At 42.6% G+C, this 13,930-nt stretch carries 12 protein-coding genes; 3 read left to right on the top strand and 9 right to left on the bottom strand.

What is annotated here, in order from left to right; all coding sequences use genetic code 11:
* Positions 1 to 128: 128 nt before the first annotated feature.
* From HGR01_RS00255 to HGR01_RS00290, 8 genes are all read right to left on the bottom strand, one after another.
* Complete coding sequence (locus tag HGR01_RS00255; protein ID WP_045867768.1) at positions 129 to 1,568, bottom strand: TolC family protein; 1,440 nt, start codon at positions 1,566 to 1,568, stop codon at positions 129 to 131.
* A gap of 270 nt (positions 1,569 to 1,838) precedes the next feature.
* A complete protein-coding gene (locus HGR01_RS00260; RefSeq protein WP_045867769.1) occupies positions 1,839 to 2,510 on the bottom strand; it encodes an ABC transporter ATP-binding protein in 672 nt (223 codons plus the stop codon).
* A 167-nt stretch (positions 2,511 to 2,677) separates the two neighbouring features.
* The gene (locus HGR01_RS00265; protein ID WP_045867770.1) at positions 2,678 to 3,958 is read right to left on the bottom strand and encodes an ABC transporter permease; all 1,281 of its coding nucleotides are present in this window, start codon (positions 3,956 to 3,958) and stop codon (positions 2,678 to 2,680) included.
* A 143-nt stretch (positions 3,959 to 4,101) separates the two neighbouring features.
* On the bottom strand, positions 4,102 to 5,697 hold the full coding sequence (locus HGR01_RS00270) for an efflux RND transporter periplasmic adaptor subunit (protein WP_045867771.1): 1,596 nt from the start codon (positions 5,695 to 5,697) through the stop codon (positions 4,102 to 4,104).
* A 368-nt stretch (positions 5,698 to 6,065) separates the two neighbouring features.
* Positions 6,066 to 8,279: a tetratricopeptide repeat protein gene (locus HGR01_RS00275; RefSeq protein ID WP_045867772.1), complete on the bottom strand. Its 2,214-nt coding sequence runs from the start codon at positions 8,277 to 8,279 to the stop codon at positions 6,066 to 6,068.
* Positions 8,280 to 8,486: 207 nt separating this feature from the next.
* Positions 8,487 to 8,630 carry a hypothetical protein gene (locus tag HGR01_RS00280; protein ID WP_155538930.1) on the bottom strand — a complete coding sequence of 48 codons (144 nt, stop codon included), beginning with the start codon at positions 8,628 to 8,630 and terminating at the stop codon, positions 8,487 to 8,489.
* A 366-nt stretch (positions 8,631 to 8,996) separates the two neighbouring features.
* Positions 8,997 to 10,211, bottom strand: coding sequence for an HhoA/HhoB/HtrA family serine endopeptidase (locus tag HGR01_RS00285; RefSeq protein ID WP_045867773.1), 1,215 nt, complete (start codon positions 10,209 to 10,211; stop codon positions 8,997 to 8,999).
* 275 nt (positions 10,212 to 10,486) lie between these two features.
* A complete protein-coding gene (locus HGR01_RS00290; protein WP_045867774.1) occupies positions 10,487 to 10,717 on the bottom strand; it encodes a hypothetical protein in 231 nt (76 codons plus the stop codon).
* 66 nt (positions 10,718 to 10,783) lie between these two features.
* Here HGR01_RS00290 and HGR01_RS00295 point away from each other — a divergent pair, with 66 nt between their 5' ends.
* Together HGR01_RS00295 and menH are read left to right on the top strand one after the other, a co-directional pair.
* Positions 10,784 to 11,182, top strand: coding sequence for a metal-sensing transcriptional repressor (locus tag HGR01_RS00295; RefSeq protein WP_045867775.1), 399 nt, complete (start codon positions 10,784 to 10,786; stop codon positions 11,180 to 11,182).
* A gap of 72 nt (positions 11,183 to 11,254) precedes the next feature.
* Positions 11,255 to 12,064 (top strand): 2-succinyl-6-hydroxy-2,4-cyclohexadiene-1-carboxylate synthase, encoded by an 810-nt coding sequence (gene menH, locus HGR01_RS00300; RefSeq protein WP_045867776.1) that lies wholly within the window; start codon positions 11,255 to 11,257, stop codon positions 12,062 to 12,064.
* A gap of 206 nt (positions 12,065 to 12,270) precedes the next feature.
* Here menH and hemL read toward each other — a convergent pair whose 3' ends face one another.
* Positions 12,271 to 13,569 (bottom strand): glutamate-1-semialdehyde 2,1-aminomutase, encoded by a 1,299-nt coding sequence (gene hemL / locus HGR01_RS00305; protein WP_045867777.1) that lies wholly within the window; start codon positions 13,567 to 13,569, stop codon positions 12,271 to 12,273.
* A gap of 108 nt (positions 13,570 to 13,677) precedes the next feature.
* Between hemL and HGR01_RS00310 the strand changes: the two genes are divergently transcribed.
* Entirely contained in the window at positions 13,678 to 13,866 is a 189-nt protein-coding gene (locus HGR01_RS00310; protein ID WP_045867778.1) for a ChaB family protein, read from the top strand.
* Positions 13,867 to 13,930 lie beyond the last annotated feature (64 nt).

Here is a 13,930-nt window from a genome sequence, read left to right on the forward strand (position 1 = left end):
TGTAGAGAGCGAAAGTATTTTCATGCCTTACCCCTAAATTATCTGCCTTAGCAGCATTCCTAGTACAGCAATTTAGTAAATCTCTCAAAAAGCTCGATTTCTCACCTTTTTGACTTGTGATTTCTGTGCTAACGTGAAGCTCTAGAGGTGACAGAACGCTGTAAACTAGCTAGAGCGCGATTGTAATCCAAAATAGCTGTAACTCGATTACCTTCCGCCCTTGTTAAGTCGTTCTCCGCCGCAATTACCTCTGTTTGCGTACCGACACCTGCTTGAAATCGCAGCCTAGCTATCTGCAAAGCTTCCCTAGCTTGACTTAAAGCCAAAGTGGAAGTTTGCACATTCTCTAAATTAGACTGCAACTGAAAATAAAATTGTTCGACATCAAAACGAATTTGATCACGCTGATTAGCAAATTGAGTCTCTGCGATCGCAATATTAGCGCGTGACTGAGCTGCTCTAGCTCTAGCTGCACCACCATCAAATAAAGTTAAACTGCTTTGTAACCCCACGGAATAGCCATCAACAACGCTAATCCCATCGTTATAAATATCTCGAAAACTATAAGTTCCAGTTACACCCAGTTGCGGCCCTAATTGTGAAAGTGCTTGTCGCCTTTGTTGTTCGGATTGATTGCGTTGCGCTAAAAATTGCGGCAATTCGGGGCGGTTTTGAAAAGCTTGTACAATAGTTTGTTCTAGTGTTTGTTGCCATAAACCAGCTAATTGCACAGGATCGGCCGCAGTAATACCAACCGATTGTGGCAAATTTAAAAGAGTACCAAACTGACGACGGGCAATTTGCTGATTTGCAATAGAATTAGTCAGTTCTTGTTGAAAATTAGCTAAATTTACCTGAGCTTGCAGAACATCAAACTGCGTACCCACTCCTGCTTGCAATCGTGCTTGCGTATCTCGTAAACTAGCTTGGGCATTCTCTACCGCAGAGCGATTAATTCTAACTTGTTCGTCTGCACCTTGTAAATTGTAGTACTGGGTAGCAACATTTAAACCAACTACTAAAGATTGATTTTCTAAATTTAATTCATCTATACGTATCTGTTCTTCAGCAGAACGAATATTAGCTTGTCGGTTACCAGAAGTATAGAGATTATAATTGATTTGTGCTTGACCATTAAAAGCAGTGCTAGATTGAGTTGAACCCCCAGTAAATAAATCACTACCACTATTAGCTAAGTTCCCACTCACATTAGCATTAGGAAGTAAAGCCGCCTGAGCTTCTCGTAATACACTGCGGCTGCGTTCTAACTGAAATTGCGCTGCTTGTAAAGTTGGATTGTTGCGTCTAGCTAATTCTAAAGCTTGAGCTAAACTTAAGGGTACAGTTCCCTGAATCCTCACTTCTTCGGGTTTGGTAGGAAACAGTAAAGGGTTAGGATTAGGGCTGAGATTATCAATAATTGACCGAGAATTATTAACTGTAGGACTCGGAGATTGTAGCGTTTGTGCTGTAGTTTCTGCATTGACGCTTTTGGCTAAAGTCGTCATGAGAACTGCAACTAATAATGTAACCCAGGTAGAATGCACGCGGAATAAAATAAAATTCATGGCTGATGTAGTAAATAGGTTTGATAGGATAGTAAATCTTGAATTTTTATTGGTAATGTGGAATTATATCTAAAACTCTGCAGAGCAGCTTTTAAATATAAATTATTCTTACGCACCCTAAATACACTTAAACATCTTATCTTATTCTTTTGTGTAGTTTGCGATTCGTTTTCCTGCTTGTGTCCTAATTACTTATTTGATGTTGTAAACTATTATTCAACAATAAAATTTAATTTAAAATATAAAATTCAACTCACAGCCATACAATATTCAGCCCACAATTAACCCATCTTGTACGCGGATAATTCTTTTAGTTTGGGCTGCAATATCAGGTTCATGGGTAACAATGATAATTGTGATACCTTGTTCATTTAATTCTGTTAATAAATTCATTACCTCGTAAGAAGTTTCTGTATCTAATGCTCCTGTAGGTTCGTCTGCCAAAACTAATGCAGGTCGATTCACCAAAGCCCGCGCGATCGCTACCCGTTGTTGTTGTCCTCCAGAAAGTTGACTCGGACGGTTAGCCACACGGTCTTTTAATCCTACTCTTTCTAATGCATCCAATGCTCTTTGGCGGCGTTTCGGCTTAGGTAAATTAGCGTAAACCATTGGTAGCATGACATTATCTAGCGCTGTTGCTCTTGCCAAGAGATTAAATTGCTGGAACACAAAACCTATTCTTTGATTGCGAATATAAGCCAACTCATCATCATCAAAAGTGGTGAGGTTTCTGCCTTCAAAAATATAATGTCCTGCACTGGGACGATCCAAACACCCCAAAATATTCATCAGCGTAGACTTACCCGAACCTGATGCACCCATAATCGCCACATATTCCCCTTCCTCAATAGAAAGTTGAATTCCCTTCAAAATCGGAACCTCAACTTCTCCTAGGTGATAGGTTTTGGTAATCGATTCCATCCAAATCATTGTTGGCATAATGATGTTTGTCCTTTGTCATTTGTCATTTGTCATTTGTCATTTGGTAATTGGTAATTGGTAATTGGTAATTGGTAATTGGTAATTGGTGTTCGTTTCCCTGCTACCCTTTTCCCTTTCCCCTTTCCCCTTTCCCCTTTTTCCCCAATCCCTAATCCCCAGTCCCTCTAGTCACTACGTAAAGCTGTAATCGGATCTAATTTGGCAGCATTTCTGGCGGGAATTACGCCAGCGACTAAGCCGACACCTAATGAGAGTGCAAAGCCGACGATGATGGAGAGAACGGAAATCACAAAGGGGAACTTAAAAATATTTGCTGCACCAAATGCGATCGCAATTCCGCTTACCATGCCAATAACGCCACCGACAATAGAAATGACGATCGCTTCGGCTAAAAATTGATTCAATATCGCTGAATTGGTTGCACCAACGGCTTTACGAATGCCAATTTCTCTGGTACGTTCCACCACAGACACCAGCATGATATTAGCAATCCCAATACCGCCTACTACTAGCGAAATGCCTGCGATCGCAACTACCATAACGGTAAACAATCCCACGACATTGGTAAAGGTGCTGACAATATCAGCTTGATTAGTCAGCCGAAAATCATCAGCTTGCGGTGGATAAATATTGTGACGTAAACGTAAGAGATTGGTAACCTGAAACTGCGCTGCTTCTAACTGTTCTTGATTGGCACCTTTAACTAAAATGCCACTCACAGAAACACCTGCTAGAGCATTGTTACCAACTAATCTGGCGGACATACTTGTTAGCGGAATGAAAACTTGGTCATCTCGATCCATTGGCCCTTGAGAACCTTTTGGTTCCATCACCCCAATTACTTTATAAGCTTCTCCTCGAATCCGGATTGTCTCATCTATGGGATTAGCACCTTGACCAAACAGAGTATTTAATACTGTCGGCCCCAGTACAGCTACCTGTGCAGCCGTGTTGAGTTCTTCCTCAGTAAAATACCTCCCTTGTTGCGGGTGCGTGTTTCTGATATCTGGGTAACTTAAATCAGTGCCGTAAATGGTGGTTGATGTATTTTGCCCTCCATAAACTACTTGTGCATTGCGCTGTAAATAAGCTGACACCATCTGAGCCGATGGAGCTTGTTGTGCGATCGCTTTTGCATCTTCCCACGTCAAAGTACTACTAGAACCTATCCCTTGGCTGATATTTCCGCTTCTCGCCGCACCTGCCAAGATTTGGATGACATCTGTACCTAATGCTTGGATTTGCTGCTCAACACCCTTTTGCACGCCCTGTCCCACAGAGGTAATGGCAATCACAGAAGAAATGCCAATAATTACACCCAGCATCGTCAATCCCGTGCGTAATTTATTACTCCACAGCGTTTCCGCTGCCATTATCAAAATTTCTAAAAACGGAACAGTCCGGGTATTTTTAGGTTTGTAAAACCCCTTAAATAGCTTAAACATTGTTTGAGGAACAGGAGAGGGATTGGGGAACTCGGGGCCCCCTCTGGGGATAAGGGGTAATGGGGATTGGGGACTGGGGACAAGGGTAAAAGGGGAAACACCAATTACCAGATGACAAATGACAAATGACAAAGGACAATTCTTTAAGGCGCACCGCCACCAGAACGACCGCCGCCAGAACCACCACCTTGGCGACCGCCGCCACCGCCACCGCCGCCTCCCACGCCAGGGAAAACTCCGCCTCGTGGTGTAGATTGTGGTCGTGAACCTGGTGGGAAACTGAGCAATACTCTCTCGTCACCAGTCAAGCCTGATTTCACTTCCGTAAATTTACTAACAGTTACGCCAGTTTCAATACGTGTAAATATAGGTTTGTTATCTGTCCCGGCGACAAACACACCTGTGCTATTTTCTCGGCGCACAACAGATGCGGTTGGCACTACCAGGGCATTCTCTACTTGACCAACTTGGAAATCTGTAGCCACATTCATCCCAGACCGCAATAATCTTTGGGGATCTGTAAGCGATATTCTGACTTCAAAACTCGTGACATTTTGCGTCACTACAGATTGAGCAGCGATTTGCTTGACTTGACCTTCAAAAACTTTTCCTGGGTAAGCATCTGCCTTGATTGTCACTGGTAAACCCAGGCGAATTTTGGAAATATTGGTTTCTGCTAAATTGGCGACAACTTCATTCGTAGAAGCTAACGCCAAAATCGAGGAAGAAGTAGCAGAAGAGACATCGCTACTGGCTGTTGTGGGAGTCACAAACGCACCGGGATCAGCGTATTTCTTGGTGACAACGCCATCAAAAGGTGCGCGAATTATGGTGTCATTTATTTGAGCTTGAGTATTTTGCAGTGAACCGCGAGCAGATGTAACTTGAGCACGTGCTACCTCAATATCTTCTGGGCGGCTTCCGGCTTTTAATAGAGCTAAAGCTTGTTGTCTTTGGTTAACTGTAGCCCTGGCTTGGGCAATATCTTCTGGACGCGAACCGGCTTTTTGTAGAGCTAAGGCTTGCTGCGCTTCATTAACAGCAGCTTGGGCGCTGTCCCTATCTGCCCGTTTTTGGTTAACAACCTGTAGGGCAATACCACCAGAATTGTACAGTTGTTGATTACGGCGATAATCATCTTCCGCTTTACTTAAGGTAGCTTGAGCGCTTTGTAAGCGGGCTTGTGCTTGACCTATATCCTGGGGGCGATTTCCAGCTTGCGCCTTTTGCAGGTTCGCCTCGGCTTCGTCTAATGCTGCTTGTGCTTGAGCAATATCCTGAGGGCGATTTCCAGCTTGCGCCTTTTGCAGATTCGCCTCGGCTTGCGCTAACTGTCCTTGAGCAGAAGTAAGTTGTCCGCGCAGATTGGAATCATCCATGTAGGCAACAATCTGTCCTGCTTTGACAATATCTCCTTCCTTTGCTAATAGTCTTTTGAGGATGCCAGAATTTTTCGGGCTGAGGTTAATTGAGCGCTCAGGTTTGACTGTACCATTCGCTGAGACTGTAATTGCTAAAGTCTGTCTTTCGAGAGGCTGCATCAGCACCCTTCGTCTAGCTTGCTGAGTGGGAACGACAGCTACCTGGTAATAAATTGCAGAGCCAATTCCACCCAAAAGCCCAACGGCAAGTAGCCACGACAGCCAACGAATTTTGAACTTTCTTTTGCTTTTGGGAAGCAATGCCGATGAATCAACAGATGGTGATGAATCGATAGATTGTGATGAATCAATAGTCATTTGCACTCTGGAATAGGAAAAAGCTAGTTTTTTTAGTCTGCAAGTATCACCTGGGAGCTTTTATCGTATAAATTCATGCTAGTAATTATCGACCAAAATTAGTGAATTGAGTGCATGACTAAAGTCACTAATAATTGAAAACTCATTTGTGACCTAAGTCATCAATTTGGCATTGGTCATTTGTTATTTGTCATTTGTCATTTGTCATTTGTCATTTGGTAATGGGTAATGGGTAATGGGTGTTTGGTATTTGCTGTTTGTCAAAAGTCAAGAGTCAAATCTTGATAACCAATTACCAATTACCAATTACCCAATCCCCATTACCCCTTATCCCCAGAGGGGGCCCCGAGTTCCCCAATCCCCAGTCGCTAAATCTTCGGCAAAATTTCTGGTAACAAATGAGAAGGCACTTTTGATAAAGCTTGATTTTGTCCTTGAATTCCTAGCTCACTGTGGAAGGCACGTACTGTTTTAACGACATAAGAAAAAGTGGTTTGATAAGCTTCTGATTGTTTACTTAATCCATTTAAGGCGTGCAAATGATTTTCTAATGCTGCTTCTAAATGTTGTGAACGGACTTTTTTATCAGCATTAAAATATTGATCTGTGGCAATTTGATAATGAGCTAATCCTAAGTTATTGTGCGTAGATAGGACATCAAAACTTAAAACAGCAGGGTTAAGTGAGTGAGCTAATGCTAATGCTTCGTCATAAGCAGCAATGCACAATTGCAAATATTTATGCCGTTGTTCTTTAGTGGTTTGCGAAAGATTTGCTAAATGCCAATATGCCGTTCCCAAATTATTTTCTGTAGCTGCACAGCCACTAGGAACAGCCGCAGGTGTGCGATATTTTAAAGCGTCGGTATAAACATCAATAGCCATCTTCAGATGGTGCGCTGGTTGCTCGTATTGGGCTAGATTCCAGTAGGCTGTACCGATGTTGTTTTGAATCATGCCATATTTAAGCGGCTCATATTCAGGGCTATAGTGAGCCAGTGCTAAATTATAAGCTGCGATCGCTTTTTTTAAATTGAATACAGGTTGATTGTATTGCCCTAAATGCCAGTAAGCAGTACCCAAGTTATTCTGGCAAGCTGCGTACTTTAATGGCTCCATTGCGGTTGTACGATAGCGTAGTGCTTCGTTATACGCTATCACTGCTTGCTGCCAACTTTCGGCTGGGTTACCAAACCGCGCTAAATCACCGTAAGCTGTGCCTAAATTATTTTGCACCCGCGCGTAAGTTTCTGGGTTGGTTTGGGGTGATATTAGTTTTAAAGCTAATTTATAAAATTCAATTCCCTGCTCAATATAAGTTTGTCCTTCCTCAGAATTGGGTGGTGTGCGATATAGCATCCAGTAGAGTGTACCCAAGTCATTCAAAATATCAGGTAGCTGGGGTGAGGTTTCATCAAAGGTAACTGCCTCTTGGTAGGCGAGAATTGCTACCATGATGTTTTCTAAATTTGATTGCCCTTGTTCAATGCGGAGGCGATAGTAGTTGCCTAAGCGATGATAAGCTGCTGATAATGCTTCCCCAGATGCTTCCTGTGAATGCAATTTCTCAATTTCAACTAGCATTTGCTGCGCTAGAGAAACATCCTCGTCATCTTGAATAATCTTAGAATTAATGGTTTCTAGTACTAGCTCAGTTAAATCCTTACTAATATGAGCTAGCGATGGCAATTGTGGAAGCTTATTGCCATTATTCGATATTGCTAGGGGTGCTTCTGGCTTACCCTGAATTTGTAAGATTTCTGATGTGGAAATTGGTACAGCAGGCAGTGGTGTGGTATCTACTGGTGCTTCTGGCTCAAAATCTAATTCATCTTCAAACTTCAGCTCATTACTTTCTACAGCTTTGAGTTCCGCCTGAGCCACTGCTTCTTCTAACAGGGATGGTTCAAAATCATCAAAATCTAAACTTCTCGAGCCTGCAAAACGTTCTGGATAGCCACCATTATGAGATGTTGGCGTTGGTTCGCCAGCAAACATAAATACACCAGTACGATAACGCCAAAACTGTGGTGCTGACTGCTGAATTGCAGATAACCAAGGACGCGGTACCCACAACAGCAAACTAGATTCGAGGAAACTGTTGGACTCTTGGTTAGCTAAATACTCTTCGCTTAAGCGTAGGTAATGTAAGAATAATCGCTGTACTGCTACTGGTTGCTTAGTCAGTAACTCGACACCAACAATTTGAAACGCTGGTATCGGTAAAGGTCGTCCGGGGGTATCTTTTGATGCGCCAATAATTGGCGGTGGATAACTAGTGAGCCATTGATTTATCTGCGCGATGGGATTGGGATCGTTTAAATTTAAACGCAAAGTCGCTAAACGCGGATAAGCTGGCGTACTACTTTCAAGGCTATCTTCTGGTTGATAAAGTATTTGTCCAACAGGATAAGCCAAAGTAGAATGCAAACGGGCGGCTACTTGATTTCTTAAGTGTAAATCATCACAAACTGCCAAGAACAATTGCCTTCGCAAATTCAGGCTTAAAGCAAGTTTTAATCGGTGATATACTTGCCGATTCCAAGAGAAATTATCTGTGTGTGCAGTATCATTCACGCTCATAGTGGCTACAAGGCCAAAACACCGTTTACATTCTTTTTCCGGGTATATCTCAGCAGTTAAACCCTGGGGAAATTTTAAAATTTAACATGACAATCTCCCTAAATATAATGATAATGCCGATTAATGAATGCGGGGTATAACCCTACACCTGTTCATTGCCAAGCTTCCGTCTAGGAATGCTATTCCAGAGGTTCTGCCTTGAATTAATTATCGGGCTTTGCCTTCTGATACAGCTTTGAAAATCAAAGCTAGGCATGAATCATGGAGGGTAAAACCTGACATTAATTCGCCAACAATATCAATAAATTTAGGAACTTGTAGCCTTCTATCTGTTGTCAAAAATATAACCATAAAGATGGTCTTCGTATGGATTTTGTTCCACTCAGGATTAATCCCAGTTTTTAGATTTGAAGAAGGCTAAAGCCTATATTTATACTGCAACAAATATAATAATCTTAACAAAAATTGACACTATTATGTCCGAAAAAATTTTCGGTAAGTTAATAGGTATTTAAATTGCATCATCAGGGCAGGCAAGATGCCTACCCCACAAGAGATTGATAAAATTTATCTGCTAATTAGATTTGTTTTAGCTTAACAGCCAAAGCTTTGTGTCAGTATCTATCAAAGGTACTCAAGAACAGTGAAATTATCTGACAAAATTAGGGGCGTACAATTAGCTGTACGCCCCTACAGTGGCTTATGTTTCAGTGCTAATTACGAAGCATTTTGTAACTCAGCAGTGCGGACTGATAGTTGTTGTGTTTGATTACCTCGTTGCACTTTTACCTGCAACACTTGACCGAGTCGACTATTTTCGACAACATTCTGCAACTGTTCCGCAGTGGTAATTGCTTGTCCATCAATTTGGACAATTACATCCCCGCGTCGAATACCAGCAGATGCAGCTGGGGAATTGGGTACAACTCGCATCACTAAAACTCCGTTAACTTCTGGTATTTGAATAGGAGAGTTAGGATCTGTGTTGTTCTGCTTGGCTAACTCGGGTGTTAAAGATACCATTTGCACACCTAAATAGGGGTGAGCAACTTTACCAGTACGTTGCAGTTGTTCTGCGATCGCCTTTGCTTTATCTATGGGAATAGCAAAGCCAATCCCCATAGCATCAGCACGAATGGCGGTATTAATCCCAATTACTTCACCTGTACCATTTAATAACGGCCCGCCAGAGTTACCAGGGTTAATCGCTGCGTCAGTTTGAATAAACTCTAGACGTTTATCTGTAATCCCCACTTGGGCGCTAGAACGCTTGAGGGTGCTGACAATTCCCAAAGTGACGGTATTATCAAATCCTAAAGGATTACCAACTGCGATCGCCCAGTCTCCCACCTGTACATTACTAGAAGAACCTAGGGGAGCAACTGGTAAATCATTCCCGGCATTAATTTTAACTACCGCCAAATCTGTAACTTCATCAATACCTTGAACTTTGCCATCAAAGGTGCGACCATCTTTAAGTCGAACTGTGACGCGATCGGCTTTATCAACTACATGGGCATTGGTAAGAACTAATCCACTCTTATCCAAAATGAAGCCAGAACCCAAACCGCGCAATTGTTCTCTCGATGGCTGTTGAGAGAAACCATCACCGAAAAACTGGCGGAAAAATGGGTCTTCAAAGAACGGATCGTTGCGACGGGTAATTGTGCGTTCTGTGTCAATCCGCACCACTGCTGGCCCCACACGATTAACGGCGGCTGTGACAAAGCTGCTGCTACCTATAACCGATGAAGCTGGTGATTGACGTTGCGCCAGCAATTCTGATGGATTTGCAGTTGTAGCCTTGGGTGCTGGTTCAGCTTCCGAAGGTAACACCCGCAGAGTGGTAAAAGTTAGCACAACTCCTAGAAATATGGCTAAAACATGGGAACTGAGTTGGCGTATAGACCGGGTTAGTTTGGGAAATCTCATAATCACAACCTAAATCTAGAAGCGTAATTTTTACTTAGTCGTGACAACTCTATCTAAATTTATTTTTACAGAATCGATGAGAATGCTTGCGTATAGACGCTTGCACTCTACTTCATGTTTCACCATTTCAGAAACTAGAGTCTAGGAGCTAAGTAACAAATATGTCCTTGCTCTCCCTGACAATGCCCAGACATAGAGTGAACACCTGTAATCAAATTAATTGTATATTTACCTCAAAAGCTATTATGGACATTTCCCCTAACAAAGTTCGGATTTCACGCCACAATTAAAGATTGGTGGTTGTAATTGGTAATTGGTAATTGGAATTTATCTCCCAATCCCCAATCCCCAGTCCCCAGTCCCCAATCCCCAGTCCCCAGTCCCCAGTCCCCAGTCCCCAGTCCCCAGTCCCCAGTCCCCAGTCCCCAATCCCCAGTCCCCAATCCCCAGTCCCCAATCCCCAGTCCCCAGTCCCCAATCCCCAGTCCCCAATCCCCAATCCCCAATCCCCAATCCCCAGTCCCTCATCCCCACTACGCTACTATCTTAGTTAGCCAACACTTCGATAACCCATGAATGGAAACCGATCGCCTGAAGAATCCTTGAGTACATCTCAACCAGCAGAACACTCGCACAATCACAGTAAAGATCACGAACATTCCGATCATCATTCTGTGCATGGAGACTCGGTACATCCTCACGTGCATAGCGAAGAGTCTTTAAAGCGAATTGTAAATCGGCTTTCGCGTATAGAGGGTCACATTCGTGGTATTAAAACAATGGTGCAGCAAAATAGCCCTTGTCCGGATGTTTTATTGCAAATAGCCGCAGTCAGGGGTGCATTGGATCGGGTAGCGCGAATTGTGCTCGATGAACATTTAACTGAGTGTATTGCTAGAGCTGCCCAAGAAGGTAATATTGATACGGAAATTGCCGAACTTAAGGCAGCTTTAGATAGGTTTTTGCCTTAGAAAATAGCTATTATCAATCAATAATTATCTTCAGAATTTTTATTCATTAGGGTGACTGACTATCTATAAAAAATGCCTTTAACAAATTATAAATTTAACTACTCTTTCATTAAAAACTACAATAAGCCGGTAATTCTTTTTTTGCATGGCTTTATGGGAAAAATTGATGAATTTGATGAAGCCATCACCTTATTATTTGATGAATTCTCTTATTTGACTATTGACCTCCCTGGGCATGGCAGAACGCAAGTTTTAGGAACTGATGAATGCTATACAATGCCATACATCGCTCATGCATTAATTAACTTGTTAGATGAACTGCAAATTAGCAGATGCTTTTTAGTTGGCTATTCAATGGGTGGGCGATTAGCTTTATATCTTACCCTGCATTTCCCAGAACGTTTTTTTAAAGTGGTACTAGAATCTGCTTCTCCAGGTTTAGCAACAGAAGCAGAAAGGTTAGCGCGTATTCAATATGATTATCATATAGGCAGAAAATTAATCAGAAGTCTTGAGACAAGTGATTTTGAAAATTTCTTATCAAATTGGTATAGTCAACCGATTTTTGGTGATATCAAAAATCATCCCAAATACGAATTGATGCTCGAGAGTCGCTTGCAAAATCATCCTCTAGAATTAGATAAATCCCTACGTTTTATGGGTACGGGATATCAACCTTCTTTATGGGAAGAACTCAAACAAAGTAAGAATCCTCTGCTGCTATTGGTTGGGGAATATGATGAAAAGTTTATAGATATTAATCAGAAAATAGCTGATATCTGTAAAAATGCTCAATTAAAGGTAATTAAAAATGCTGGGCACAATACTCACTTTGAAAATACCAGCGAATTTGTACAAAATCTCCGCACATTTTTAGCGTAGATTGTTGAATTCACGTAGGAAAGCCAGTCGCGTGGGCGGTGAGTGCAGCCACACATGCGGCTATACGCTGAGTAGACTGCCGTGGAGGTTGGGTAAAGGTTAAAGGGAAAGGGGTAAGGGACAAAAACCTTTCTCCTTTACCCCTTCTCCTTTACCCCACCAAGTTGCCTTAGCGTACTACTAGAGAGAAGTTAAATCAGCACTGTTTACAGGCTAGAAAGTACTTCCCTTGCTACGGCTAAAGTTTGGTCAATATCTTCATCGGTGTGAGCAAAAGAAGTAAACCCAGCCTCAAATTGAGATGGTGCTAGGTAAATACCACGCTCTAACATACCGCGATGGAAACGTCCGAATTTAGCTGTATCCGCACTTTTCGCATCTTCGTAGTTATGCACTGGGCCTGCTGTGAAGAATAAGCCAAACATGGCGCTGATATGACCGCCACAAGCTGCATGACCAGTTTCTTGAGCAATTTGCAGTAAGCCATCTGCTAGCTTTTTGGTAATGCGCTCTAGGTAGTCATAAGTACCAGGTTTTTGCAGCAATTCTAGAGTTTTAATCCCTGCTGTCATCGCTAGGGGGTTACCAGAAAGTGTCCCAGCTTGATATACAGGGCCAGCAGGGGCAACCATTGACATAATATCGCGACGACCGCCATAAGCTCCCACAGGTAAGCCACCACCGATAACTTTACCCAAGGTGGTCAAATCGGGGGTAACGCCAAATTTTTGTTGCGCGCCACCATAAGCGATGCGGAAGCCTGTCATGACTTCGTCAAAGACTAATAATGCGCCATGTTCATGGGTAAGTTCCCGTAAGCCTTCCAAGAATCCTGCGTCGGGAGGAATAAACCCAGCATTGCCCACCACTGGCTCTAAAATCACACCAGCAATTTCATCACGGTTTTCTTCAAACAAAGCCTTCACAGCTTCCAAATCATTGAAAGGAGCTGTGAGAGTACTAGCAGTTGCCGATTTTGGTACTCCTGGGGAGTCGGGTAAGCCGAGTGTCGCCACACCAGAACCAGCTTTTACCAAGAACATATCAGCGTGTCCGTGGTAGCAGCCTTCAAACTTGATGATTTTTTCCCGATTGGTAAACGCCCGCATGAGCCGTAACACAGCCATACAAGCTTCAGTTCCAGAATTCACGAATCTGACCATTTCGATGCTGGGAACGGCATCAATGACCATTTCTGCTAAAACATTTTCCAGTGCAGAAGGCGCACCGAAACTGGTGCCTTTTTCCAAGGCTTCATGTAGCGCGGCAATTACTTCTGGATGAGCATGACCACAAATAGCAGGGCCCCAAGTACCTACATAGTCGATGTATTGATTACCATCAACATCCCAAATGTATGCGCCTTTGACGCGATCAAACACAATTGGCTGTCCACCGACAGATTTGAAGGCACGGACTGGGGAACTAACTCCTCCAGGCATGAGATTTTGGGCAGCGGCGAAAATCTCTTGTGATTTTGTGGTTTTAATCGACGTATTTACCAAGGTTCTCTCCTACGTGAGGGGCAAATTAAAAGCTCTATCTTAGGATAGGGTTAAAAACTGTTCAGAATTTCTATCCTATAAAATTACCAGAACTAAAAAAATAACAATATGTTATACCAGTCGAATCAAGATTTGCCTGTAGAAATTCGCTCGCGATTATCTGAGGCATACCAGGATCTTTATCGGGCGGCTTTTAACTCGGCAGTTCACTGGTATGGTGAAGCCGCAAAAGCGCATAAGGTGGCATTGAGTGCGGTAAAGATGCAATCTGCTATGGATAAGAATGCTCTAGTTTAAGATTATATAATTGGCTGACTATTAAAAAAATCGTGCGAGTTGACCTATTGAGAATGGTATCGTG

It is taken from the genome of Tolypothrix sp. PCC 7712 (assembly GCF_025860405.1).
Lineage (GTDB): Bacteria > Cyanobacteriota > Cyanobacteriia > Cyanobacteriales > Nostocaceae > Aulosira > Aulosira diplosiphon.